General features: G+C 60.6%; 22 protein-coding genes. 5 read left to right on the top strand and 17 right to left on the bottom strand.

Translation table 11 applies throughout. From position 1 onward, the window contains the following. Positions 1-8 precede the first annotated feature (8 nt). The 6 genes from cyoD to hmpA form a co-directional block, all read right to left on the bottom strand. Positions 9-338 (bottom strand): cytochrome o ubiquinol oxidase subunit IV, encoded by a 330-nt coding sequence (gene cyoD / locus G7016_RS18305; protein WP_181117142.1) that lies wholly within the window; start codon positions 336-338, stop codon positions 9-11. Beyond that, positions 338-961 carry a cytochrome o ubiquinol oxidase subunit III gene (locus G7016_RS18300; protein WP_181117141.1) on the bottom strand — a complete coding sequence of 208 codons (624 nt, stop codon included), beginning with the start codon at positions 959-961 and terminating at the stop codon, positions 338-340. The genes cyoD and G7016_RS18300 overlap by 1 nt, the downstream gene beginning before the upstream one ends. A gap of 3 nt (positions 962-964) precedes the next feature. Next, entirely contained in the window at positions 965-2,989 is a 2,025-nt protein-coding gene (cyoB, locus tag G7016_RS18295; protein ID WP_181117140.1) for a cytochrome o ubiquinol oxidase subunit I, read from the bottom strand. A gap of 3 nt (positions 2,990-2,992) precedes the next feature. Beyond that, positions 2,993-3,928: a ubiquinol oxidase subunit II gene (gene cyoA, locus G7016_RS18290; RefSeq protein ID WP_181117139.1), complete on the bottom strand. Its 936-nt coding sequence runs from the start codon at positions 3,926-3,928 to the stop codon at positions 2,993-2,995. 554 nt (positions 3,929-4,482) lie between these two features. Continuing rightward, positions 4,483-4,989, bottom strand: a complete 507-nt coding sequence (locus G7016_RS18285; RefSeq protein WP_181117138.1) for a disulfide bond formation protein B — start codon at positions 4,987-4,989, stop codon at positions 4,483-4,485. A gap of 173 nt (positions 4,990-5,162) precedes the next feature. Beyond that, a complete protein-coding gene (gene hmpA / locus G7016_RS18280; protein WP_181117137.1) occupies positions 5,163-6,344 on the bottom strand; it encodes an NO-inducible flavohemoprotein in 1,182 nt (393 codons plus the stop codon). 149 nt (positions 6,345-6,493) lie between these two features. On the opposite strand from hmpA, the gene norR reads away from it, so the two are divergent. Together norR and G7016_RS18270 are read left to right on the top strand one after the other, a co-directional pair. Further along, positions 6,494-8,083 carry a nitric oxide reductase transcriptional regulator NorR gene (gene norR, locus G7016_RS18275; RefSeq protein ID WP_181117136.1) on the top strand — a complete coding sequence of 530 codons (1,590 nt, stop codon included), beginning with the start codon at positions 6,494-6,496 and terminating at the stop codon, positions 8,081-8,083. A gap of 50 nt (positions 8,084-8,133) precedes the next feature. Next, positions 8,134-9,024 carry a chemotaxis protein CheV gene (locus tag G7016_RS18270; RefSeq protein ID WP_181117135.1) on the top strand — a complete coding sequence of 297 codons (891 nt, stop codon included), beginning with the start codon at positions 8,134-8,136 and terminating at the stop codon, positions 9,022-9,024. Between the two features lie 22 nt (positions 9,025-9,046). Here G7016_RS18270 and G7016_RS18265 read toward each other — a convergent pair whose 3' ends face one another. Next, positions 9,047-9,184 carry a hypothetical protein gene (locus G7016_RS18265; protein ID WP_181117134.1) on the bottom strand — a complete coding sequence of 46 codons (138 nt, stop codon included), beginning with the start codon at positions 9,182-9,184 and terminating at the stop codon, positions 9,047-9,049. Positions 9,185-9,541: 357 nt separating this feature from the next. Between G7016_RS18265 and G7016_RS18260 the strand changes: the two genes are divergently transcribed. Further along, complete coding sequence (locus G7016_RS18260) at positions 9,542-11,074, top strand: GGDEF domain-containing protein (protein WP_181117133.1); 1,533 nt, start codon at positions 9,542-9,544, stop codon at positions 11,072-11,074. Positions 11,075-11,108: 34 nt separating this feature from the next. On the opposite strand, the gene G7016_RS18255 is transcribed toward G7016_RS18260, so the two are convergent. After that, positions 11,109-11,564, bottom strand: a complete 456-nt coding sequence (locus tag G7016_RS18255) for a ferritin-like domain-containing protein (RefSeq protein ID WP_181117132.1) — start codon at positions 11,562-11,564, stop codon at positions 11,109-11,111. Positions 11,565-11,770: 206 nt separating this feature from the next. Between G7016_RS18255 and G7016_RS18250 the strand changes: the two genes are divergently transcribed. Continuing rightward, positions 11,771-11,998, top strand: coding sequence for a DUF3820 family protein (locus tag G7016_RS18250; protein ID WP_181117131.1), 228 nt, complete (start codon positions 11,771-11,773; stop codon positions 11,996-11,998). 57 nt (positions 11,999-12,055) lie between these two features. On the opposite strand, the gene G7016_RS18245 is transcribed toward G7016_RS18250, so the two are convergent. Both G7016_RS18245 and zwf read right to left on the bottom strand, forming a co-directional pair. Continuing rightward, positions 12,056-12,715, bottom strand: coding sequence for a bifunctional 4-hydroxy-2-oxoglutarate aldolase/2-dehydro-3-deoxy-phosphogluconate aldolase (locus G7016_RS18245; protein ID WP_181117130.1), 660 nt, complete (start codon positions 12,713-12,715; stop codon positions 12,056-12,058). 84 nt (positions 12,716-12,799) lie between these two features. Then, the gene (zwf, locus tag G7016_RS18240; RefSeq protein WP_181117129.1) at positions 12,800-14,266 is read right to left on the bottom strand and encodes a glucose-6-phosphate dehydrogenase; all 1,467 of its coding nucleotides are present in this window, start codon (positions 14,264-14,266) and stop codon (positions 12,800-12,802) included. A 216-nt stretch (positions 14,267-14,482) separates the two neighbouring features. Between zwf and hexR the strand changes: the two genes are divergently transcribed. After that, positions 14,483-15,337, top strand: coding sequence for a DNA-binding transcriptional regulator HexR (hexR, locus tag G7016_RS18235; protein WP_181117196.1), 855 nt, complete (start codon positions 14,483-14,485; stop codon positions 15,335-15,337). A gap of 94 nt (positions 15,338-15,431) precedes the next feature. Here hexR and G7016_RS18230 read toward each other — a convergent pair whose 3' ends face one another. From G7016_RS18230 to G7016_RS18200, 7 genes are all read right to left on the bottom strand, one after another. Further along, entirely contained in the window at positions 15,432-16,721 is a 1,290-nt protein-coding gene (locus G7016_RS18230) for a carbohydrate porin (protein ID WP_375139240.1), read from the bottom strand. Positions 16,722-16,859: 138 nt separating this feature from the next. Continuing rightward, positions 16,860-18,020 carry an ABC transporter ATP-binding protein gene (locus tag G7016_RS18225; RefSeq protein ID WP_181117127.1) on the bottom strand — a complete coding sequence of 387 codons (1,161 nt, stop codon included), beginning with the start codon at positions 18,018-18,020 and terminating at the stop codon, positions 16,860-16,862. 5 nt (positions 18,021-18,025) lie between these two features. Further along, positions 18,026-18,871 (bottom strand): carbohydrate ABC transporter permease, encoded by an 846-nt coding sequence (locus G7016_RS18220; RefSeq protein ID WP_181117126.1) that lies wholly within the window; start codon positions 18,869-18,871, stop codon positions 18,026-18,028. Beyond that, on the bottom strand, positions 18,864-19,772 hold the full coding sequence (locus G7016_RS18215) for a carbohydrate ABC transporter permease (protein ID WP_181117125.1): 909 nt from the start codon (positions 19,770-19,772) through the stop codon (positions 18,864-18,866). The genes G7016_RS18220 and G7016_RS18215 overlap by 8 nt, the downstream gene beginning before the upstream one ends. Before the next feature lie 83 nt (positions 19,773-19,855). Continuing rightward, positions 19,856-21,142, bottom strand: coding sequence for an ABC transporter substrate-binding protein (locus G7016_RS18210; RefSeq protein ID WP_181117124.1), 1,287 nt, complete (start codon positions 21,140-21,142; stop codon positions 19,856-19,858). A gap of 103 nt (positions 21,143-21,245) precedes the next feature. After that, on the bottom strand, positions 21,246-22,502 hold the full coding sequence (locus tag G7016_RS18205) for a D-mannose isomerase (protein WP_181117123.1): 1,257 nt from the start codon (positions 22,500-22,502) through the stop codon (positions 21,246-21,248). A gap of 119 nt (positions 22,503-22,621) precedes the next feature. After that, the gene (locus G7016_RS18200) at positions 22,622-24,022 is read right to left on the bottom strand and encodes an ATP-binding protein (protein WP_181117195.1); all 1,401 of its coding nucleotides are present in this window, start codon (positions 24,020-24,022) and stop codon (positions 22,622-22,624) included. Positions 24,023-24,043: the final 21 nt, after the last annotated feature.

Raw genomic sequence — 24,043 nt, 5'->3', positions numbered from 1 at the left:
AAGCTACCTCACTTCGCCAGCATGAAGTGGTGAACGCTGAACATGATCCACAGCGACAGGCCAACGAGGAAGACAATGATCACCGCCGAGAAAATGAAGGCGATCACGTTCCAGCGTTGCTCCGAAGAGCGGTCCAGGTGCAGGAAGTAGATCAGGTGAACGATCACCTGAACCACCGCGAACACCAGGATGATGGCAAGGATTGCGTCCTTGGACATCGACTGGAACATCACCAGGCCGAACGGAATCACTGTCAGGATAACCGACAGGATAAAGCCGACCATGTACGACTTGGTGCTGCCGTGGCTGGCGCCGCCGGCGGAATGGTTGTTAGCCATTACAAGGCCCCCATCAGGTAGACAACGGTGAACACGCAGATCCAGACCACGTCCAGGAAGTGCCAGAACAGGCTGAGGCAGCTCATGCGGGTCTGGTTCGTCGCGGTCAGGCCGTGCTTGCTGATCTGAGCCATCATCACGGCCATCCACAGCAGGCCGCTGGAAACGTGCAGACCGTGGGTGCCTACCAGCGTGAAGAACGCCGACAGGAAACCGCTACGCTGAGGGCCGTAGCCTTCTTCGATCAGCTTATGGAACTCGTTGAGTTCCATGCCGATGAAGCCAAGGCCGAAGAGGAAGGTGATGAACAACCAGGTCATCACGCCGCTCTTGTTGCCCTTGTACATCGCCAGCATGGAGAAGCCGAAGGTGATCGAGCTGAACAACAGCAGGAAGGTTTCGACCAGGACGTAGTCCAGTTCGAAGATCTCGTGCCCCGAAGGGCCACCTGCGAAGTTCCCGGCCAGCACCCCGTACGCGGCGAAGATCGACGCGAACAGGATGCAGTCAGTCATCAGGTAGATCCAGAAACCGAAGACAGTCATGCCCCCGGCATCATGGTGATCGTCGTGCCCATGCTCGTGGCTATGGGCGACTTCACCGTGCAGAACGGTATTAGCCATGGTTCAAACCTTCTCCAACGTGGAGTTCACACGAGTACCGCTGGTAACGCCGGCATGGGCGTTGGCCAGTGCGCGCTGACGCTCGCCTTCGATACGGGCGACTTCCGCCGCCGGAACGTAGTAGTCGATGTCGTCGTCGTAGCTGCGCACGATCAAGGTGATGATCATGCCCACGAAGCCTACGGCAGCCGCCCACCAGATGTGCCAGATCATCGCGAAGCCGAACACCAGGCTGAACGCTGCGATCACGAAGCCCATGCCAGTGTTGCGCGGCATGTGGATCTGCTTGTAGTCCGCGGCATCAGCGGTGGCTTCGCCACGCTCTTTCATGCCCCAGTAAGCGTCCAGGTCGGAAACCACCGGTACTTCAGCGAAGTTGTAGAACGGAGGTGGCGACGAAGTCGACCATTCCAGGGTACGGCCATCCCACGGGTCGCCAGTGACGTCGACGTTCTTCTTGCGATCGCGGATCGACACGTAGATCTGCAGCAACTGGAAGCCGATACCGGCGGCCACGAACAGTACGCCGACCATTGCCGCGTAGAACCATGGGGTCCACTCGGGGTTGTCGGTGTGGTTCAGGCGACGGGTCATGCCCATGAAGCCCAGCACGTACAGCGGCATGAAGGCGAAGTAGAAGCCGATCAGCCAGCACCAGAAGCTGTACTTGCCCAGGCGCTCGTTGAGCTTGAAGCCAAACGCTTTCGGGAACCAGAAGGTGAAGCCGGCCAGGTAACCGAACACGGCGCCGCCGATGATCACGTTATGGAAGTGCGCGATCAGGAACAGGCTGTTGTGCAGCACGAAGTCCGCGCCAGGCACTGCCAGCAGCACGCCGGTCATACCGCCGATACTGAAGGTCACGATGAAGCCGACGGTCCAGAGCATCGGAGTCTTGAACTCGATGCGGCCGCGGTACATGGTGAACAGCCAGGTGAAGATCTTCACACCTGTCGGCACGGCGATGATCATCGTCATGATGCCGAAGAAGGCGTTGACGTTCGCACCCGCACCCATGGTGAAGAAGTGGTGCAGCCATACGATGAACGACAGTACGGTGATGGCGATGGTTGCCCATACCAGCGACACGTAGCCGAACAGGCGCTTCTTGGCGAAGGTAGAAGTTACTTCCGAGAACACACCGAACGCCGGCAGGATCAGGATGTAAACCTCAGGGTGGCCCCACGCCCAGAACAGGTTGACGTACATCATCGGGTTCCCACCAAGCTCGTTGGTGAAGAAGTGCATACCCAGATAACGGTCCAGCGACAGCAGCAACAGTGTGGCGGTCAGGATCGGGAACGACGCAGCGATCAGGATCGCGGTGCACAGGCAGTTCCAGGTGAACACCGGCATCTTCATCAGGGTCATGCCTGGGGCACGCATCTTGAGAATGGTGACGATGAAGTTCACACCGGTAAGCAAGGTACCCAGGCCGGATATCTGCAATGCCCAGATGTAGTAGTCCACCCCCACGCCCGGGCTGTACTGGATGCCCGACAATGGCGGGTAGGCTACCCAGCCGGTCTTGCCGAATTCACCGATACCCAGCGAGATGTTGACCAGCAACGCGCCGACCACGAAGAACCAGAAGCTCACCGAGTTCAGGAACGGGAAGGCCACGTCGCGGGCACCGATCTGCAGCGGCACCACGATGTTCATCAGGCCGATCATGAACGGCATCGCCATGAAGATGATCATGATCGTACCGTGAGCGGTGAAGATCTGATCATAGTGCTCAGGCGGAAGGTAGCCGGTCGAGCCGCCCACGGCGACTGCCTGCTGCGTACGCATCATGAAGGCGTCGGCGAAGCCGCGGATCAGCATGATGATCGCCACGGCGATATACATCACGCCGATTTTCTTGTGGTCGACAGAGGTGAACCACTCTTTCCAGAGATAGCCCCACTTCTTGTAGTAGGTAATCGCCGCGAATACACCAACCCCGAGCACGGCAACGACGGCGAGGGTCACCATCACTATCGGCTCGTGGAAGGGTATCGCTTCCAGAGTTAATTTACCGAACATCTTTTACTCCTCTGCCCCAGCAGCTGAATTCTCACTTACTTCCTTACCTTCCTTGCCAAGCACACCCTTCTCGTGCATCCCGTGGTGGCCTGCGTTCATGCCTTCATACTTGTCGATGATGGACTGGAACAGGTTAGGCGTAGCCGAGGAATACAGTGCGACGGGGTTCTTTTCGCTTGGTTTGGCCAGTGCTGCGTATTCGGCCGAATCAAGCTTCTTCGGTGAATTGCGAACGTCGTTGACCCAGGCATCGAAACCTTCCTGAGTAGTGGCTTGCGCCTGGAAGGTCATGCCGGTGAAGCCAGCGCCGCTGTAGTTGGCGGAGATACCCTGGAAGTCGCCATTTTCATTGGCGATCAGGTGCAGCTTGGTCTGCATGCCCGCCATGGCGTAGATCTGGCCGCCCAGTGCAGGGATGAAGAACGAGTTCATCACCGCGTCCGAGGTAATCTCGAAGCTGACCGGGGTATGCGCCGGGAACACGATCTTGTTCACGGTGGCGATGCCCTGTTCCGGATAGATGAACAGCCACTTCCAGTCCAGCGCTACGACCTGGATACGCACCGGCTTGACGTCGGAGTCCAGTGGGCGATAGGGGTCGAGGTGGTGGGTGGACACATAGGTCACATAGCCAAGAACCAGGATGATGATCAGCGGAACGCCCCAGACGATCGCTTCAATCTTGGTGGAGTGGGCCCATTCCGGCGCGTAGGTCGCGCTTCGGTTCGACGCACGATATCTCCAGGCGAACCAGAAGGTCATGACGATCACCGGGATGACCACCGTGAGCATCAGGCCGAACGCGAGGAGAATCAGGTTTCTCTCGTCGATGCCCACCTGCCCCTTGGGATTGAGCAGGGTCCAGTCGCACCCACTGAGAAAAAGCATGCCGAAAAAGGGCAATATGCCAAACAGTCTGGGGTAACGCTTTTTACTCATCTCACGACCTCTAAAGCTTGCTTCAATGCAATGTGTGTTGTGATCGCCAACACTTCGTCCTGCCAAGCGTCAGCATTTTTCGGGATCGAACATGTAGGTGCCTGGAAACCAGCCGCTGCTGAATCAGGCGCCCCGTGTCGTGCAGTGCTCAAATTGCTTTGACTCGTCGGATTATAGGCAAGTCGCCCGATCGCGCCCCATTCCTTTGAGGTACCCATCGGGGTGACAACCGTGAAGGGTAGACAACCGGACACCGCAGGTGCCTCCCGCGGTCCGAAAAAAAAGGCTTACGCCTTGATTTGCAAGGGCCTGGAGAGGTTGGCCATACGGAAATTGCCGCGATTGTAGTGAGCTAGCCCAGTGATGAATATGACTTATATAGCAACAGTACATTACGAATTATGCAACAATCGCCCGATATTTCAAGCCCTTGCGACATGTTGTCGCAGCGCAGTCGAAGCGGGCCCAAGGCTGGAGTGGCGCGGGTTTCAGGCAATCTCACGAACAGAATGGATGATCGCTCACGATGACCGGATCGTTACACCCGGCATGATTCATGACCGGCGACGGTTGCTCCATACACCCAAAGGTACGAGTACTACGATGAGCACGAAGGCGACCAATGCCCATTGGGCCAGCGATAGCCCGAGCACGGGCGGATACGGCGTGGTACAGAAACCCTGAACCTCGAATACCGACGGTAGCAACCGGGCAAGCGGAAGGCCGTCGACAATCGGCTGCAGTACGTCCACCCCGCAACTGGACAGCGGATGAGCCAGTACCCAGACATGCTTGCCAGCGGCGGCGATGCCGCCCAATGCGCTCACCACTGCAAGCGCCTCGAATAGCGTGACCGCGCGCCGACCGGGCAGCGCTGCGCCGATGAACGCGAACACGCCGACGAACAGGAACGCGTACCGTTGAAGGATGCACAGCGGGCATGGCGCCTCGCCTAGCACCACTTGCATATAAAGGGCGCCTCCCAGCAGGGCCATGCAAATAATGCCTAGCAGGAAGAGAAAACGCCGCTCACGTGCGAGGGAGAAATGTGTGGGTTCCATGGGGACGTCCTATTGTGCTGGCCGACAGCACGCTTCACCGCGAAGGGGCGCTAAGGTAGCACCGTTGATCGGGGAGCAGTAAAGGAAGCACGCATTAAACGTCGGTTAAATGCGAAAAGATATTACCGGCACCGCCCGCACAGGAGCGGCACCGGCCCTTCATCCCCTTATCGTCATACCAGGGCGGACGCCGGCCCGAAGAATTCGTGCCGGGTTTGCTCAGGCGGAACCCCCAACGCTTCCAGGCTGCGTTTCACCGCCACCATGAACGGCTTCGGGCCAAGCACATAGGCATCCACATCGCGGTTACCCGGTAGCCAACGCTCAAGGTGCTCGCCACTGAGCAGGCCGACGGCGTCAACGCCCGCCCTCCCCTCTTCCCCTTCGGCATAGCAGTAATAGCGCGACAGCTGCGGGTGTTGCCGTACTTGTTCGTCCAACCACCCACGAAACGCATGTACCTGAGCGTTACGTGCACTGTGGATAAACACGATGGGGCGCCCGGTGGGCAATGCGGCCTCGAGCATGGCCAAGGTTGGCGTAATGCCCACCCCACCGCTGATCAGCACTACCGGGCGTTCGCCTGGCTGCAATACGAACTCTCCTGATGGCGGGAACAGATCCAGGGTGTCTCCCACCGCGAAGCGCTCATGGAGAAACGGGGAAACCACGCCGCCCGGAACGTGTTTCACGCTGATCCGGTAGCCACCGCCATTGCCCAAGGCAGACACGGAATAATTGCGACGGTGCTCCTCGCCATCAATCAACACGCGCAGGCCGATATATTGGCCCGGTGCCGCCGGCAACACAGGCTTGCCATCGGCAGGCATCAGATAGAACGAAGCAATTTCAGTACTCTCCTGCACCCTGCGCGCCAGCACGAAAGGCCGGGCTCCACGCCAGCCGCCGGTGGCGACTTCCTTCTCATGATAAAGGCCCTCTTCGGCGCCTATAAGGATGTCTGCCAACTGCCCATAGGCCGCGCCCCAGGCTTCAAGCACCACGGGGGTTGCGACCTCGGCACCCAATACTTCGGAAATGGCGCGCAGCAGGCAGCCACCTACGATGGGGTAATGCTCAGGGAGGATTTGCAAGGCCACATGCTTGTTGATGATCTGGCTTACCAGCCCGCCAAGCGCCTCCAGGCGGTCAATGTGGCGGGCATACATCAGCACGCCATTGGCCAATGCGCGGGGTTGATCGCCGCTGGCCTGGTTAGCCTGGTTGAACAGCGGGCGTACTTCGGGGTGTTCCGCCAACAGCAGCTTGTAGAAATGCGTGGTAAGCGCCTCTCCGCCGCTTTCCAGCAGGGGGACGGTGGCTTGGATGATGGCACGGTGTTGAGCACTGAGCATGGTATTCTCCGAGGGGTCCGTGAGGTGTCTGCTCAAGGACTTACAGAATTCATGCCAGCTGAACGGCCTATAAGAATCAGGCACTTAGGCGTATAGCGTCGAAATGACTCGCTGCAATCCGTAGTCACTTTGACCGCAAGCGAGTCGATATGACATCCAAACCGTTGCTTGAGGCGTTGCTGGGGTTGGTCTCCGACCTTTCCCAGACGCTGCCCGCGACCGAACGTTATCAACGGCTGCTGCACGCCATGCGGGGCCTGCTTCCGTGTGATGCTGCTGCCTTGCTGCGCCTGGACGCCGACTGGCTGGTCCCGGTGGCCGTCGACGGCTTGAGCGACGATACCCTTGGGCGCCGCTTCAGGGTCAGTGAACACCCCCGCTTTCAGGCGCTGTTAAGCCAAACCTCACCCACACGCTTCCCGGCCGACAGCCCGTTGCCCGACCCTTACGATGGGCTTGTGGCCGGGCATGGCGGCCACCTGGAGGTTCATGACTGCCTGGGGTGCCCGCTTTATGTGGATCAGCAACCCTGGGGATTGTTGACGCTGGACGCCCTGGACCCGCGCCGGTTCGACGGTATCGAACCCGGTACGCTGGAAGCCTTTGCCAGCCTGGCTGCGGCGATAGTCACGGTAGAACAGCAAATCGCCCGCCTGGCCTCGGGTCAACGTAGCGAGCTGAACGCAGCGTCCCGTGTTGGCTTTACCAGTGACGAGATCATCGGGCAGAGCCCTGCGATTCGCCAGCTTATGGCGCAGATCCAACTGGTAGGGCCAAGCGAGCTGACCGTTCTGGTTACCGGGGAAACCGGGGTTGGCAAGGAACTGGTGGCCCAGGCGCTGCACAAGGCGTCCGGGCGTGCCGCCAAGCCTTTGGTAAGCCTCAATTGCGCGGCGCTACCGGACGCCCTGGTAGAAAGCGAGCTATTTGGGCACGTGAAAGGCGCGTTCACCGGCGCCGTGAGCGACCGCCGAGGCAAATTCGAGCTGGCCGACGGGGGTACCTTATTCCTCGATGAGGTTGGCGAACTCCCTTTGGCTGTGCAGGCCAAGCTACTGCGCGTACTTCAAACCGGCCAACTCCAGCGCTTGGGCTCGGACCGTGAACATCGCGTGGCGGTGCGATTGATCGCGGCCACCAATCGTGACCTGGCGGCGGAAGTTGCTGCAGGGCGTTGCCGGGCCGATTTCTATCATCGCCTGAGTGTTTACCCGCTTCCGGTTCCGCCCTTGCGGGAGCGAGGCAGGGATATTCTCTTGCTGGCCGGTTACTTTCTGGAGCAGAACCGCTCACGCCTGGGCCTAAACAGCCTGCGCCTGAGTGAAGAAGCCCAGGCAGCATTGCTCGCCTATCCATGGCCAGGCAACGTCAGGGAGCTGGAGCATATGATCAGCCGTTCAGCGTTACGTGCGCTGGGCAGGCTACCCTCGCGCCCTCGCATCCTTACCCTCGCGGCCCAGGACCTGGACCTGGATCTCGCTCCCGGCGGCCATCCCCCCGACGCTTCCAGGCACGCGTCCATTGCCGCTCAAGCACCGGTGGCGGCGAGCGGGCACGGCGACTTGCGCGAGGCCGTGGACCGTTTTCAACGCGAGATGATCGAGGCTGCCCTGCACCGTCACGGGTACCATTGGTCCAACGCTGCCCGGGAGTTGGGGCTCGATCGCGCAAACCTCAGCCGCCTGGCACGACGCCTCGGGGTTGCGCGGCCCTCAAGCGATCCGGCCGGCGGCCGATAAACCCTGAGTATTTCCCGCGGCCCGTTCCGCACCCGCTTCAGAAGGTAGATATGTCCAAAGCAAACGCCGAGTCGCTCTCGCTCCTGTTGTTCACCCTGCGCAGCGGCAAACTGATGGCGATCAACCTGCTGAAGGTCAGTGAGATCATTCCCTGCCCGGCGCTCACTCGCCTTCCCGACTCGCACCCCCATGTACGCGGCATCGCCACCCTGCGTGGCGCGTCGCTGTCGGTGATCGACCTCAGCCGGGCAATTGGCGAGCGCCCGCTGGAAGACCCTTCGGGTGGCTGCCTGATCGTCACCGACGTCAGCCGCTCTCGCCAGGGCCTGCATGTGCAGGCGGTGAGCCGCATCATTCACTGCCGCTCTACAGACATCCTTCCCCCGCCGCATGCGTCTGGCGGGCGGTCCTTCATTACGGGGGTCACCCAGGTGGACGGTGCGCTGGTGCAGGTGCTGGATATCGAGAAGGTGATCCACGGCATCGCCCCGCCCCGCCCCGAACCCGCGTCAAAAGACCTGACGTTCGAGCAAGCCGAATTACTGGCCCAGGCGCGCATACTGGTTGTGGATGACAGCCAGGTCGCGCTGCAGCAATCGGTGCTTGCCCTGCGCAGCCTCGGGATCGAATGCCAGACCGCGCGTAGTGCGAAGGACGCCATGATGTGCCTGCTCGACCTGCAAGGGACCGCGCAGGAAATCAATATCGTGGTATCGGACATCGAGATGCCGGTGATGGACGGCTATGCCCTCACCCGCACGCTGCGTGAAAGCGTTGACTTCAACCAGTTGTATATCCTCCTGCATACGTCCCTGGACAGCGCCATGAATAGCCGGCGGGCGGATGAGGCGGGCGCGGATGCGGTGCTGACCAAGTTTTCGTCGCCGGAACTCACCGAGTGCCTTATCCGGGCTGCTCGAGCTGTGAGTTCCAAGCCGTGAGCTCAAAACCGCGTTGAGCGTGTTACAGCTGGATGATCAGGCCGGCAATGCCCAACAGGTAATTGCCTGGCCCCTGGGCCAAGGGGAAAACGAATACCTGAACCGCGCCGGCAAAGCTGATGAGCAATGCGCCTGGTACAACGCTGGAGACGATGGACATGGCAGTTTCTTTATCGATTTTGCAGGCTAGTGTCTCCGGCGGGCTTGAATGGATCTATCAGCAGCTTCCGAGCCTTCTGTAGGAAAAGTCAGCTAAAGGTCATCGACTGCCTCCTCAGCCCTCGGAAACCTTTACGGCGAGTACTTTTTTCAAACACACGTTGGCTCCATTCACTTCCAACGCTTTGCGAAGACTTCGATTTAACTCGCGGAAACATAAGGGTTTAATGCTGAACGCTTAAAGCTGAGCATTGACCGGCCGTCCAAGCTGGCATATTGCCAGTGATCTGCGCCTTGTGAGCCCTGGCTGCGCTACCTAGAATGGCCTCGCCCGCCCCGCCTTCGAGTTATAGCTGTCATGCCACTCCCTATCACCCGCCTCGCTGTGAATGCCGAGCGCACTCTTGTAATCGGGAGCGTGGCAGCAATCCTGACCATTGTTGGCATCGTGGCGTTTCTGCTCAACGAGGAATACGACAGCGCCAGGGAGGTTGCGCTGCGTGGCGCCAATAACGTTGCACAATTGATCGACAGCGATATCCAGCGCACGGTCGAGCTTTACGATCTGTCGCTTCAGGGCCTGATCGATGCTTCGCAAAATCCGGAGCTTTCACAGGTGCCGCCTTCGCTCAAGCGGCAGCTGTTGTTCGGGCGCGCGATCTCCATACCGCTCCGGGGCGACATTTTATGGGTAGACCAACACGGCGCAGTGGTGGCCGATTCGCTCTCACCCGAACCGCGGCGGTTTGATTTCAGCCAGCGGGATAATTTCCGCCAGCATGCCTCCTCGCCTTCGTTGGCCCTTCACATAAGCCGTCCGTTTGAAGATCAGCTGGGCGAGCTTGATTGGTGTGTAGCCTTCACCCGGCGGATATCGGGCCCTGGGGGCGAATTCCGCGGCATGGCCTCGAGCGTGTTGCGGCTGGACTATTTCGCTGACCTGTTCAAAAGTCTGAACATTGGCAAGGGCAGCAGCGTGAGCCTGGCAAACCTCGATGGCGATATGCTCGCACGTGAGCCAGAGCCTCCCGGAGGCCCGGTGATTGGCAGCAACTTCGCCAGCTGGCCGAACATGCGACGCATGCTCGACGGCGGTGCTTCAGGTTATTTCATGTCCACGTCCGGGCTGGACGGGATCAAACGGATATACAGCTATAGCCGCGTAGCCGACCTGCCGTTGATGGTAATCGTAGCCATGGCGTACGACGACGTCTTCGGCCCATGGCAACGCACCGCCCTGGTCATCTGCCTGGCAACGCTGGGGCTGTGTCTGGGTATCGCCTGGCTTACCGTCTTGTTCATGCGCGAGCTGCGCCGCGGCAGGCGTTCCGAAAACACGCTCGCCGCGCTGGCTGCCACCGATGGGCTCACCGGCCTGGCTAACCGTCGGCGCCTTGACCACACGCTACAGCATGAATGGGCGCGCACGCAGCGCAGTCGGCGTGGGTTGGCCGTGCTGATGATCGACGTGGACCATTTCCGTGCCTTCAACGAGCGCCATGGCCACCACGGCGGCGATCAGGCATTGCGCCGCGTGGCTGATGTCATCAACCAGAGCGTGCAGCGCCCCGGGGACCTCGCGGCACGTTATGGCGGCGAAGAGTTCATGGTGGTGCTGGTTGATACCGGCCTGAATGGCGCCCTCGCCGTGGCCGAATCGCTGCGGCATCAGATCGAAGCCTTGGTACTTACCGAGTTGGATGACGCGCGCCTCACCGTCAGCATCGGGGTGGCGGCTTCATTTGATCAGGCTCGGCTGCCCGCGACCCTGGAAGGTGTGCTCTGTGAAGCCGATGCGGCGCTTTATCGGGCCAAGCGCGACGGCCGTAATCAGGTGTGCCACGCCGAGCCCGGTAGCCAGGCAAAAAAAACGCCGGCAACGCCGGCGTAAGAGGGATTCCAGCTTAAGCTGGTACGAGCAAGATTCAGCTGGCGCGAGCGATATTGCGCAGGGCCTTGATCTGGTCATGATTGCGCTGAACACCATGGAACTGGCGTTCGACGATGGCGTACACATTCGCCGGCAACGGTTGGGTCAAAGCCTCCTTGTAAGCCTTGATGGCAACGTCCTCACCTCGTTCAGCCTCGTTCAATACGGCCTCTTCGCTTTTGCCGGTGATAAGGGACTTGAGGTCGACCCAGCGACGGTGCAGATCACCGCTCAGGCTGGTGGAATCTTCCGGGCTGCCGCCAAGCGCGGTTACTTCGGCTTGCAGCTCACCTGCGGCGTTTTTGCATTCCTGAGAATGCTTGAGGAAGAGCGCCTTGAGTTCAGGGTTTTTAATGTCATCAGCGCAGGCCTTGAAGCCTTCCTCACCGTCTTTGCAGGTTTCGATCAAACGGTTGAGTACCGATACAACATCTTCTCCAGACTTGGTCATTTTAATCTTCCTCTTGGCAGTATGCTTTGGGAGAGAAAGAGCAGACTTCGTGCCAGCCTTGTTCAATTACGGTTAGTCAATGAAATCAATGCGTTATAGACCAGCCTGGTTTTACGCTACCATTCCGAATGCAATATCCTGTTTTTGCTACATTGCAAAATGCATGCAGCAGCTTACTATCTCGCGAAACAACACGGCACCAAATAATGGATTTCCAAAAACTTGAGGCATTGGTAACCACCAGGATGCCCTACGGTAAATACAAGGGCCGCTTGCTGGCGGATCTGCCAGGCAATTATCTGGGTTGGTTCGCTCGGCAGGGTTTTCCCCACGGGGAACTAGGCGCCTTGCTGGCGCTGATGTACGAGATCGATCACAACGGGCTGAACGACTTGCTGGCCCCACTGAGGCTGAAGCACCGAGCCGCGGAATAAAAAAAGGTGCGCCGACCAAGCGCACCTAAAAGCCATGAAACGAGCAACAATGCTGTATCAGAACAACGCAACGGCCTCGCGGCTGCATTGTTCGACCTTGTCCCACTCCCCGCCGCTGATCCACGCCTTGTCGAGCATCCATGTACCGCCCACGCACATCACGTTCGGCAAGCTCATGTAGGCCTTCACATTGCCGGTGTTCACGCCACCGGTGGGGCAGAAGCGAACGTCGCCAAACGGGCCACCGAAAGCCTTGATTGCCGCAACGCCACCGCAGATCTCTGCGGGGAACAACTTGAAGCGGCGATAGCCCAGTGCATAACCCATCATGATTTCCGAGGCTGTGGCGATCCCTGGCAAGAGCGGGATCGCACTCTCCACACCTGCCTGGAGCATGTCCTGGGTGGCGCCTGGCGTTACCACGAACTGAGCGCCCGCTTCTTCCACCGCGGCAAACATCTGCCGGTCCAGCACGGTTCCTGCCCCCACGGTCAGCTCCGGCCGGTGCTGGCGAAGCATCTTGATTGCCTTCAGCCCGTACTGGGACCGCAGCGTCACTTCAAGGCAGGTCAGCCCACCCGCCGCCAGCGCATCGGCCAATGGCAGGATTTCGCTTTCGGAATTGATGACTATCACCGGCAGAATGCGCGCACGTTGCGCCATCTCGTCGATGAGTTTGACCTTGTCCGCCATGCGGGATTGTTGTTCAGGCGTCATAACGGCTGATCCTTGGCTCTGGGGCACCGGTGAGGCCGGCGTGTTGTGGTGGTTGCTGGGCCGTCAGCGTTCAGGCGGCCGTGTTCAGATGTCGCCATACCAGGACCTGCCATCGCGCGTGATCAGCGCAATGGAACTCATCGGGCCCCAGGAGCCCGCCGCGTACGGCTTGGGCGCATCACCGGATTTCTTCCACCCGGCGATCAACTGGTCGCACCAGCGCCAGGCGTATTCGATCTCGTCCTTGCGCACGAAGAGGTTCTGGTTGCCTTGCATCACTTCGAGCAACAGACGTTCGTAGGCATCCGGAATGCGCGAGCTGCGGTAGGTGTCGGAGAAATTGAGCTGCAGCGGTCCGCTGCGCAGGTGCATGCCTTTGTCCAGGCCCTGCTCCTTGGTCATTACGCGCAAGGAAATGCTTTCGTCAGGCTGCAGCCGGATGATCAGCTTGTTGCTGATCTGCAGGCGCTGCTCCGGCGCGAAGATGTAGTGCGGCGGTTCCTTGAAGTGGATCACGATCTGCGAGAGCTTTTGCGGCATGCGCTTGCCCGTACGCAGGTAGAACGGCACCCCGGCCCAGCGCCAGTTGCGGATATCGGCGCGCAGGGCCACGAAGGTTTCGGTGTCGCTCTGGGTATTGGAGTTTTCTTCCTCCAGATACCCCGGCACGCCGCGGCCCTCGCTGTAGCCCGCAATGTATTGGCCGCGAACCACATGGGTGCTCAGGCCTTCACCGGTGATGGGCGCCAGCGCCTTGAGGACTTTCACCTTTTCGTCACGGATGGCATCGGCGGAAAGGTCCGCAGGCGGGTCCATGGCGATCAGGCAGAGCAACTGGAGCAGGTGGTTCTGCACCATGTCACGCAATTGACCCGCCTTGTCGAAGTAACCCCAACGCCCCTCGATACCCACCTTCTCGGCAACGGTGATCTCCACATGGGAGATGTAGTTCTGGTTCCACTGGGTTTCGAACAGGCTGTTGGCGAATCGCAAGGCAATCAGGTTTTGTACGGTTTCCTTGCCCAGGTAATGGTCGATCCGGTAAACGCGGTTTTCCGGGAAGTAATGCGCGACCGCATCGTTCACCCGTCGCGAGGATTCCAGGTCGTGACCGATGGGCTTTTCCAGCACAACGCGAGTGCGCTCGGCCAGGCCCACCTTCGCGAGGTTCTCGCAAATGGCGCCGTACACCGCAGCCGGTGTGGCGAAGTAGGCGATTACCTGGGCCGCGGGCCCGATGCGCTCGGCCAGCACGGCGTAGTCTTCGGCCAGGAGGAAATCCACATGCAGGTATTCGAGGCGCGCCTTGAACCGCTCCAGGTGGTCCGTTTCGAGCTCTGCCGCCGGGACGAATTCGTGCAGGTGCTCTTCGATCGATGCCAGGTGCTCGCCGACTTCGCCGGGCTCACGGGCCAATGCGAACAAGCGGGTGTCGGGGTGCAACAAGCCTGCGCGCTCCAGCTGGTACAACGCCGGAAACAGTTTTCGCAAGGCCAGGTCACCGAGGGCGCCGAAGAGAGCAAAGGTGCAAGGTTCGGAAATCGACAGCATGATATGGGTTCTTTTATCAAGTTGGACGAGTATTACGGGTTTTGACCCCGTCGATCAAGTCGAAATGTAGTAATAAAACAACAAGCGCCACGCTTGCCGCGCCGGGTACTGGTGATCGCCGTGGCCCATCAGTACGATAGACCACCCATCACGGCTGCCGTGCCGGGAAACGACCCGCGGTGCGGGCCGGCTATCACAGGAGATTACATGGATCGCGTGCGCAACCTTCTGGAACAGATCCAGGGGCGCCTCGAAGAGCTGAACAAGGCGGAGCGTAAAGTTGCCGAGGTCATTCTCGGCAACCCCCAGCAAGCTACCCGGTTCAGTATCGCCGCACTGGCGCAGGCCGCCAAGGTCAGTGAGCCCACGGTGAACCGCTTTTGCCGCTCGTTCGGCGTAAGCGGGTACCCTGAACTCAAACTTCAACTGGCTCAGAGCCTGGCCAGCGGCGCGGCTTACGTAAGCCGGGCGGTTGCGCCGGACGACGACCCTGCCGCTTATACGCAGAAGATATTTTCCAGCGCCATTGCCTCGCTGGACAGCGCCTGCCAGCAGCTGGACCCGCAACTGGTGAGCCGCGCCGTGGACCTGATGATCCAGGCCCGGCAGATCCACTTCTTCGGCCTGGGGGCTTCGGCGCCGGTGGCCCTGGATGCGCAGCACAAATTCTTCCGTTTCAATCTGGCCGTCTCTGCCCACGCGGACGTGCTGATGCAGCGCATGCTTGCCTCGGTGGCGCATACGGGCGAACTGTTCGTGATCATTTCCTATACCGGGCGCACGCGTGAGCTGGTGGAAGTGGCGCGCATCGCTCGGGAAAACGGCGCGTCGGTGCTGGGGCTGACTGCGGCCGGTTCACCATTGGCGCAGGCGAGCAGCTTGAGCTTGAACATCCCGTTGCCCGAGGACACGGACATTTACATGCCCATGACCTCACGCATTATCCAACTCACCGTACTCGACGTCCTGGCGACAGGCATGACCCTGCGCCGCGGCTCGGACTTCCAGCCGCACTTGCGCAAGATCAAGGAGAGCTTGAACGCCAGCCGGTATCCCCTCGAAGAGGGGTAACCGAGCAGATCATTCCCGGGCTCCACCCGATCCTAACCATGCAGGACCGGGCGGCCGGCCATCTGGCGTGAGCCCGGGAACGACGACAACGCGATTAGAACTTGGACTGCACCTTCAGGCCAGCCACCAGTGCGTTGTCCACATCATCCACGCCACCTGGGCGCTTGATGTACTGCAGGTTGGGACGCACGGTCAGCCAGTTGGTGACGTGGAAGCCGTAGTAGATCTCGGCGTCGTATTCACTGCTGCGGATCGGCACGTAGCTTGGGTTGTCGTAGTCGTCGATACCGCTCAAGGCGTTGGCCAGGCGAGCGTTGTCAGACACATCGTCGTTCACGTGGATACGTGCGATGCCCACACCGATGTCATCCTTTGGACGGCTGTCCAGCAAGCCTTTGTAAACGAAGCCCACCTGTTGGTAGTTGTCCACGACGGTAGTGGCCTTGTCGTGCACGGTGGCGTTGGCAAAGATGCTCAGGCCGCGGCTGGCGTCGCCGTTGTGGCTGGTCAACTGCTGCTGGACCACAACCCATGCGCCATGTTTGCTGCCGTGGGTACGGTAGGCACCGCCACTGCTGGCTTGCAACTGGCCGTCTTCGCCTTCGGATACGTCGTTCGCCTTGGCCGTGCTGTAGTAGTAGCCCAGGCGGTACTCACCCGGCAAGCCGTTGACAGTCGGCGACCACACCACTTCCACTGGAATGATCGCGCCCTTGGTGCCGCTGCCGCTCAACTTCCAGGCATTGCCGGTTTCGAGGTAGGACGGGTTCTGCTCGTAGGCACCGATCTGTGCGTAGAACTCAGGCGTGATGTTGTACTTCACGCGCAATGCCCACTGCGACACAGGCCAGTTGTACCAGATGTCCCCGATCCAGTTACCCACCTGCGAGCCGCAGAACGCCAGGTTCTGGAAGTCGCAAGGGAAGCTGTTGAAGTCCTCGCCCTCGCCGAAACGGCCGAATTTCACGTCCAGCTTGTCGTCCAGGAAGGTCTGCTTGACCCACATCTGGGTCAGGCGCCAGGTTTGGCCCCGGCCCCATACTTCCTGCGAGGAGCTGAGCGTGCCGGCGCGCGGGTCACCGATGCGGTCGTTGCTGATGTTGCGGCCGCTACGCTCGGTGACTGCCAGCTTGAACTCCGCGCCGTGCCAGCCGAAGAGCTTTTCCAGGTCCAGCTGTACGCCCAGCGCGAACTGGTCGGAGTAACGAGCCGTACGGTCGTCGTTATAGCCGCCGTTCAGGTTGGTAGCTGCTTCACCTACGTACTCCAGGGTGAAGTCATAACCCTTGTCGTAAAGCTCATGACGCAGCCCGCCCCAGTCGCCAGTGCCGTATTGCGACGCATCGTAGGGCTTGGCCGCGTAGGCAGTGGTCGCCAACCCCATCGCGCCCAACACCGAAAGCTGGCGCGCCAGCCGCAAGGTGTTCGTTTTGGTGATGATTTGCTTGTTCATTCCCTGGCTACCCTCGTTTTATTGTTATTGGAACTCATCGTTGTGCGGCGGGTGTTGGCACCCGCTCACTCAGCGGCCCGTAAAACGAGCCACGTTGTCGCTGCGCGGCTGCTCCACGGGCGCAGCCGCCAATCCCAGACGTTCGCCGGTGGCGGCGTCGAACAACAGGACCTTGCTCGGATCGAAACGTACATCCAGCGACGCCCCCACCGCCGGTGCGTCGTCGGGGGCCACCCGGCAGCACACCTTCGTGTCGTTCAAGGTCACGAACACCAGGGTATCGGGCCCGGTAGGCTCGATGACCTGGACTTCCGCCCGCAGGCCGGGGAAGGCGCTGCCCGCCTCCCTTGCCACGATCAGTTGTTCCGGGCGCACACCCAGAATCACCTCTCGGTCCTCAAGGCCTGCGGTATGCAGGCCAAGGGGCAACTCGCAGCGTGCCTGGCCGCTGTCCAGCACAGCAACCAGGCCCACATCCCGCCGCTGCAGGCGCAGCGGAATGAAGTTCATGGGTGGCGAACCGATAAAGCTTGCCACAAACAGGTTAGCCGGATCGTTATAAATATCCTTCGGCGTACCAAATTGCTGAATGATGCCGTCCTTCATCACGGCAACCTTGTCACCCAGGGTCATGGCCTCGATCTGGTCATGGGTCACATACACGGTGGTGGTGCGCAACCGCTGATGCATCAGCTTGATTTCGGTGCGCATTTCCACGCGGAGCTTGGCGTCCAGGTTCGACAATGGCTCGTCGAACAGGTAGATCTTCGGCCGCCGCGCCAGCGCACGCCCCATGGCCACCCGCTGCTGTTGGCCGCCCGAGAGTTGGCCAGGCTTGCGCGTAAGCAAGTGTTCGATCTGCAGAAGCTTGGCTACGCGGGCCACTTCCTGGTCGATTTCGGCCGTGGGCATCTTGCGGATCTTGAGCCCGAACGCGATGTTCTCGCGCACCGTCATGGTGGGGTACAGCGCGTACGACTGGAACACCATGGCGATGTCCCGGTCTTTGGGGCTCATGCCGCTGATGTCCACGCCGTCGACCATGATCGCGCCGCCGGTGATGTTCTCAAGGCCGGCGATGCAGTTCATCAGGGTCGATTTACCACACCCCGACGGGCCCACCAGGATCAGGAACTCACCAGAGTCGATCGCCAGCTGGATGTCCTTGAGGGTGTCCGGCAAGCCGCTGCCGTAGCTTTTGATTACGTTACGCAGTTCAAGCGTTGCCATGTGCCTTACCCCTTGACCGCGCCGGCCGTGAGCCCGCGCAGGAAATACTTGCCTGCCAGCACATACACTAGCAGCGTCGGTAGCCCGGCGATCATCGCCGCAGCCATATCCACGTTATATTCCTTCACCCCGGTGCTGGTATTGACCAGGTTGTTCAGCGCCACCGTAATGGGCTGGGCATCGCCACTGGCAAACACCACGCCGAAGAGGAAGTCGTTCCAGATCTGGGTGAACTGCCAGATCAGGCACACCATGATGGTCGGGATCGACATCGGCAGCAGAATGCGGCCGAAAATCGTGAAGAACCCTGCGCCGTCCAGCCGCGCGGCCCGTACCAGTGCATCCGGTACGCTCACATAGAAGTTGCGGAAGAACAGCGTGGTAAACGCCAGGCCATACACCACGTGCACCAGCACCAGGCCGGTGGTGGTATTGGCCAGGCCCATCTTGCCAAGGGTGAACGAAGCCGGAAGCAGTACGGTCTGGAATGGCAGGAAGCAGCCAAACAGCAACAAACCGAAGAACAGCTGCGAACCCCGGAAACGCCACATCGACAGCACATAGCCGTTGAGCGCGCCCACGAACGTGGAAATGAGTACGGCCGGAACAGTGATTTTCACCGAGTTCCAGAAATAGCCGCCCACGGTATTCCAGGCTTTCTGCCAGCCTTCTACGGTAAATACCTGAGGAAGGCTCAGCAGGTTGCCCGCAAACACGTCCTCCGGCGACTTGAAGCTGGTGAGCAACATCACCACCAGCGGCACCAGGTAAATCGCCGCGGCGACCAGCAGCACCGCATAGATGGCGACGCGGTCCAGGGTCAGGCCCTGCTTGAGGCGAGTATCAGTCATGGCGCTTGCCTCGCAATTCCGAGTAGAGGTAAGGCACCAGAATGGCCAGGATCGCCCCGAGCATCAGCATGGCACTGGCCGAGCCAACGCCCATCTGCCCACGGCTGAAGGTGAAGGAATACATGAACACGGCGGGCAGGTCGGAGGCATAGCCAGGGCCGCCGGCCGTCATCGCCATCACCAGGTCGAAGCTCTTGATCGCGATGTGCGCCAGGATCATGAAGGCGCTGAAGAACACCGGGCGCAGGCTCGGCAATACGATCTTCATATAAATGGTGGGCAAGCTGGCGCCGTCTACCTGGGCCGCGCGCACGATGGAACTGTCCACCCCGCGCAGGCCGGCGAGGAACAACGCCATCACAAAGCCCGAGGACTGCCACACGGCAGCGATCACCACGCAGTAGATCACTCGGTCCTGATCCACCAGCCAGTCCAGCCTGAAGCCTTCCCAGCCCCAGTCGCGCAGCATCTTGTCCAGGCCCAGGCCTGGGTTGAGCAGCCACTTCCAGGCGGTGCCGGTGACGATCATCGACAGCGCCATGGGGTACAGGTAAACGGTGCGCAAAAAGCCTTCGCGGCGGATGCGCTGGTCCAGCAGCACCGCGAGGAATACACCGATCACCAGGCTGATGGCGATGAACATACCGCCGAATATTGCCAGGTTCTTGCTGGCGACCCACCAGCGATCGTTGTCCAGCAGGCGCACGTACTGTTGCAGGCCAACGAATTTGTAATTTGGCATGAAGGTGGAACTGGTGAACGACAGCACGAACGTCCAGATGATGTAACCATAGAAGCCCACCAGCACGATCAACATGCTCGGTGCCAACACCAGCTTGGGTAGCCAGCGCTGGAGGGCATCCAGGGGTGACGCTTTGCTCAAGACCGCTACTGAGCTCATGACTTGTGTCCGCTAGAAGCATTCGGGTTCGGGGCCTGCACCGCAGTCATGCTCGTGACCACGGTGCAGGTTGGCTCGGCAGGTTACTTGGCGCTTTTGATAGCGCTTGCCAGTTGCTTGGCGGCCGCGGCCGGGTCTGCACCCGGGTTGTTGATGTAGTTGGTGACTACGTCAAATATCGCGCCCTGAACTGCCAGCGAGGTTGCCATGTTGTGCGCCATGCTCGGCTGCAGGCCACCGCTCTTGTCGTCGGCCAGGAAGTCCTTGGCCGCCTGTTGAGCGCAGCTGTCGAAGCCGAGTTTTTCCATGTCGTTCTGCATGTCGGTACGAACGGGGATCGAACCTTTGTTAATGCTGAAGACCTTCTGGAAATCGGTGCCCAACGCGACCTTGGCCAGGTCCTGCTGCGCCGCGATGTTGTTCTTGTCCTTGAGCAGGAACACCGCGAGGGAGTCGATGTTGTAGGTGAAGGCCTTGTCGGTGCCCGGGAACGGCACGCACTGGTAGTCCTTGCCGGCTACCTTGTGCTTGGCGGTCCACTCGCTCTTGGCCCAGTCACCCATGGCCTGCATGCCGGCCTTGCCGTCGATCACGTCGCCAGCGGCGAGGTTCCAGTCACGGCCCGCGCGGTTGGCGTCCATGTAGGTGGCGACTTTCTTGAGCTCGGTGAAGGATTTCACCATTTCAGGGCCGGTCAGGGTTTTTTCGTCCAGGTCCACGAAGGCTTTCTTGAAGCCATCGGCGCCCATGACCGAGAGCACGACGTCTTCGAAGACAGTGCTGTCCTGCCAAGGCTGACCACCGTGAGCCAGGGCGATGAAGCCAGCGGCCTTGAGTTTGTCGCCGGCGGCGTAGAATTCTTCGAGGGTGGTAGGCGCCTTGGCGATGCCGGCTTTCTTGAAGACTTCCGGGTTGATCCACAGCCAGTTCACCCGGTGGATGTTCACCGGCACGGCAACGTACTTGCCTTCGAACTTCACGGTATCGGCGACTTTCTTCGACAGCAGCCCGTCCCAGTTTTCCTGTTTGGCAACGTCGGTGAGCGCGTCCGGGTTCAGCAAGCCAGTGCTGCCCCATTCCTGGATGTCGGGGCCTTTGATCTGCGCAACGCCGGGCGGGTTACCGGCCATGGCGCGGCTTTTGAGCACGGTCATGGCAGTGGAACCGCCGCCACCGGCAACAGCGCCGTCTTTCCAGGTGAAGCCGTCTTTTTCTACTTGAGCCTTGAGTACATCAACAGCAGCCTTTTCGCCGCCCGAGGTCCACCAATGCACGACCTCGACGGTGCCTTTGCCATCGGCGGCATGCACAGCGAAGGGGAATAGCGTGGCGAGAGAAACAACAGCGGCGAGGCGATTGATCGCGTTCATCGAAGTACCTTTTTGTTGTTATGCATTGCAAGTCTGGCGCTTGCGCTGCGGGAAGTTTAAGCAGGGTATTTAGCGCAACGGGTAACGAAAGGACGCGCGTTTGTCACCGAGCCGTGACAATTGTCCCGCCACTGGCAACTGCGCTGGCCAGGCTCAAGGACAACGGCAGGCCTGGCAACAGCACCGCCTGAAGCGCGTGGTACAGGTCCGGCTTGCCGCCCCATACCTCGGCACTGGGCCGGTTGCCGGCATCAAGCTCGTGATGCCAGCTCCCGTGCTCCAGGTCGATCAGGAAGCGCTCGGTGAAATCCCAGAACACGCGGTACCACTGTTCATAGTCGGGCTCGGCGGTACGCCTGAGCAGCGCAGCGGCTGCCGAGCTGGCTTCGGCGTGAACCCAGTGCATGCGCTGGCGCACCAGCGGCTGGTCGTCCCAATCCAGCGTATACACCAGCCCTGGCGCGCCATCTATGTGCCAGGCGGTACGGCACGCGGTAGCGAACAGGCTTCGGGCGTGAGCCAGCAACCAGCCCGGCGCAGGAAGGCTTCGGCGCTCGAGTGCGGCTTCGAGGTGCAGCAGCAACCGGGCCCACTCGAAGGCATGGCCAGGGGTGCTGCCATACGGGCGGAACGGGTCAGCCGGGCGGGCCTGGTTGTAATGCAGCGAGGGCTGCCAGTCGGGATCGAAATGCTCGATCACGCGATGACCATTGCTGGTTGCATGCGCGTGGATAACCCGCTCGCTGATGCGCAAGGCACGCTGCAGCCACACAGCATCACCGGTTACATCCGCCAAGGCCAGGAACGCCTCCACGCTATGCATGTTGCTGTTGGCGCCGCGGTAAGCTTCTTCGGCAGCCCAGGCCTGGTCGAAGGATTCGCGCATGGCGCCTTGCGCTTCACACCAGAACCGTTGCTCGATCACGTCTATGGCCTTGGCCAGGAGGGCCTCGGCGCCGGCCCTGCCCGCTACCACCGCAGAGCTGGCGGCAAGGGCGACGAAGGCGTGGAGGTAGGCGGCCTTGCCGGTATCTTGCGCGCCATCGGCAAGGGCATACCAGCCGCCATGGGTAGGATCCTGCAGGCAGCCTTCGAGCGCGGCGATGCCGTGGTCGATCAGCTCACCGTAACCGGGCAAGCCGCTGAGGTGCGCCAGCGCGAAGCTATGGGTCATTCGTGTGGTGATGAGAGTTTGCGCTTGGTCGCTCGCCAACTGGCCACGCTCGTCCAGCGGGCCGAAGCCCTCCTCGAGCTGCGCGGCCCGGGCAAACCGTGCCAGCCTGCAAGCCTCGGCGCCAAGCCATTGCTGGTGCGCAGGCGCGGCCAGCCAGGTATTGAATCGGGGTTGGTGCCTTTCCATGGGAACCCTGCGTTTTTATTGTTCGCGGGCCGAGTGTAACCAAGCTGCAAGAGTGCCCGCGTAACGAAGCGGTTTTGAAATGTCACCATATTGTGACGTTTTACCTGGCGGATAACGGGTTACTGTCGGGGTAGGTACAGGGTTACCCGCAACCCACCTTCGCGCAGGTTCTGCAGGGTCACTTCACCGCCATGGCTGTGGGCAATATTGCGTGCAATCCCAAGCCCCAGGCCGTAACCCTGCTGGTTGCTGGACAGGCGCACATGAGGCTCGAACACGGTCTCCAGGCGCTGTGCCGGCACCCCCGGCCCTTCGTCATCCACATGCAGCACGAACGCCTTGGCCGAGTCCTCCACGAACAGATGGGCACGGTCGCCGTACTTGAGCGCGTTGTCGATCAGGTTGCCCATACAACGCTTGAGCGCCAGCGCCTTGCCCCGGTACACCCGGCGTGCGCGGCCATTGATGGTCACCCGGCCGTTGCCCACGGGCCCCAGATACGGCTCCACCAGGCAATCGAGCACCTGGTTCAGGTCCACCCGCTCGATGTTTTCATGGATGTCGGTGTCCTTCACGCACTGCAAGGCGCCTTTTACCAGCAGGTCCAACTCGTCAAGGTCACGATTGAAGCGGGCATGCAGGGCTTCGTCTTCGAGCAGTTCCACGCGCAGGCGAAGCCGCGTGATCGGTGTGCGCAAGTCATGGGATATGGCGCTGAACAGCTGGCTGCGCTCGGTGAGGTACCGGCTGATGCGTTCGCGCATGGCATTGAAGGCTCGGCTCACCTCCACCACTTCGCTGCCGCCTCCCTCCGCCAGGGGCTGATCAGGCTCCGCACCCAGGGACAGCTCCCGCGCGGCACGGGCGAGGCGCTTGAGGGGCCGGCTTTGCCAGTGCACCAGCAACCCGATGAACACCAGCAAAAAGGCGCTGGTGAGGGCGATGAACAGAAGCTGCTGGGCCGGCAGGCCTTCTTCGTCGAGGCTGGTATAGGGCTCGGGCAAGAGTGAGGCAATGTATAGCCACTCGCCGTCGCCCAGGCGGATCTGGGTGACCATCACGGGCGGGTTCACGGGCTCCAGGGTCAGGGCGTAGTGCGCCCAGGAACGTGGAAGATCGTCCAGGGCCAGGCCGCTGTTGAAGATACGCAAGTCCTGAGGCGTCACGAACTGCACCGTCAGGCTCACCTGCTCGCCAAGCTGTTGATGCAATACCGCTTCCACGGCGTTGATCACCGCCTGCCGACGTGGCGACGGTTCCAGTACGCGCATGCTCAGCGGTTTGTCATTGAGGGACACGAAAAACCGTGTGCCGCCCATGCTGCGCAGCTGGTCCAGCACCAAAGGGCGATAGGCCAACGGCAGCGAACGGAAATAGCTCACGCTGGCCGACATCGAATGCGCAAGGCTACGGGCGCTGGTGACCAGGCCCTCGAGCTGGGTTTCGCGCAGCTGCGACAGCCAGATCACGCTGGACAACGCCTGGGCGAACAGAACGGCCAACAGGGTAAGCAGCAGCATGCGCCCCAGCAGCGAGCGCGG

The organism is Pseudomonas japonica (assembly GCF_013522925.1).
GTDB classification, from domain to species: domain Bacteria; phylum Pseudomonadota; class Gammaproteobacteria; order Pseudomonadales; family Pseudomonadaceae; genus Aquipseudomonas; species Aquipseudomonas japonica_A.
This window is presented reverse-complemented; position numbering and strand designations above follow the sequence as displayed.

What these genes read in the sequence shown, in the direction of transcription:
- cyoD (WP_181117142.1), bottom strand. Translation starts at nt 338, where the DNA reads ATGGCTAACAACCATTCCGCCGGCGGCGCCAGCCACGGCAGCACCAAG.
- G7016_RS18300 (WP_181117141.1), bottom strand. Translation starts at nt 961, where the DNA reads ATGGCTAATACCGTTCTGCACGGTGAAGTCGCCCATAGCCACGAGCAT.
- cyoB (WP_181117140.1), bottom strand. Translation starts at nt 2,989, where the DNA reads ATGTTCGGTAAATTAACTCTGGAAGCGATACCCTTCCACGAGCCGATA.
- cyoA (WP_181117139.1), bottom strand. Translation starts at nt 3,928, where the DNA reads ATGAGTAAAAAGCGTTACCCCAGACTGTTTGGCATATTGCCCTTTTTC.
- G7016_RS18285 (WP_181117138.1), bottom strand. Translation starts at nt 4,989, where the DNA reads ATGGAACCCACACATTTCTCCCTCGCACGTGAGCGGCGTTTTCTCTTC.
- hmpA (WP_181117137.1), bottom strand. Translation starts at nt 6,344, where the DNA reads ATGCTCAGTGCTCAACACCGTGCCATCATCCAAGCCACCGTCCCCCTG.
- norR (WP_181117136.1), top strand. Translation starts at nt 6,494, where the DNA reads ATGACATCCAAACCGTTGCTTGAGGCGTTGCTGGGGTTGGTCTCCGAC.
- G7016_RS18270 (WP_181117135.1), top strand. Translation starts at nt 8,134, where the DNA reads ATGTCCAAAGCAAACGCCGAGTCGCTCTCGCTCCTGTTGTTCACCCTG.
- G7016_RS18265 (WP_181117134.1), bottom strand. Translation starts at nt 9,184, where the DNA reads ATGTCCATCGTCTCCAGCGTTGTACCAGGCGCATTGCTCATCAGCTTT.
- G7016_RS18260 (WP_181117133.1), top strand. Translation starts at nt 9,542, where the DNA reads ATGCCACTCCCTATCACCCGCCTCGCTGTGAATGCCGAGCGCACTCTT.
- G7016_RS18255 (WP_181117132.1), bottom strand. Translation starts at nt 11,564, where the DNA reads ATGACCAAGTCTGGAGAAGATGTTGTATCGGTACTCAACCGTTTGATC.
- G7016_RS18250 (WP_181117131.1), top strand. Translation starts at nt 11,771, where the DNA reads ATGGATTTCCAAAAACTTGAGGCATTGGTAACCACCAGGATGCCCTAC.
- G7016_RS18245 (WP_181117130.1), bottom strand. Translation starts at nt 12,715, where the DNA reads ATGACGCCTGAACAACAATCCCGCATGGCGGACAAGGTCAAACTCATC.
- zwf (WP_181117129.1), bottom strand. Translation starts at nt 14,266, where the DNA reads ATGCTGTCGATTTCCGAACCTTGCACCTTTGCTCTCTTCGGCGCCCTC.
- G7016_RS18230 (WP_375139240.1), bottom strand. Translation starts at nt 16,721, where the DNA reads ATGGGGTTGGCGACCACTGCCTACGCGGCCAAGCCCTACGATGCGTCG.
- G7016_RS18225 (WP_181117127.1), bottom strand. Translation starts at nt 18,020, where the DNA reads ATGGCAACGCTTGAACTGCGTAACGTAATCAAAAGCTACGGCAGCGGC.
- G7016_RS18220 (WP_181117126.1), bottom strand. Translation starts at nt 18,871, where the DNA reads ATGACTGATACTCGCCTCAAGCAGGGCCTGACCCTGGACCGCGTCGCC.
- G7016_RS18215 (WP_181117125.1), bottom strand. Translation starts at nt 19,772, where the DNA reads ATGAGCTCAGTAGCGGTCTTGAGCAAAGCGTCACCCCTGGATGCCCTC.
- G7016_RS18210 (WP_181117124.1), bottom strand. Translation starts at nt 21,142, where the DNA reads ATGAACGCGATCAATCGCCTCGCCGCTGTTGTTTCTCTCGCCACGCTA.
- G7016_RS18205 (WP_181117123.1), bottom strand. Translation starts at nt 22,502, where the DNA reads ATGGAAAGGCACCAACCCCGATTCAATACCTGGCTGGCCGCGCCTGCG.
- G7016_RS18200 (WP_181117195.1), bottom strand. Translation starts at nt 24,022, where the DNA reads ATGCTGCTGCTTACCCTGTTGGCCGTTCTGTTCGCCCAGGCGTTGTCC.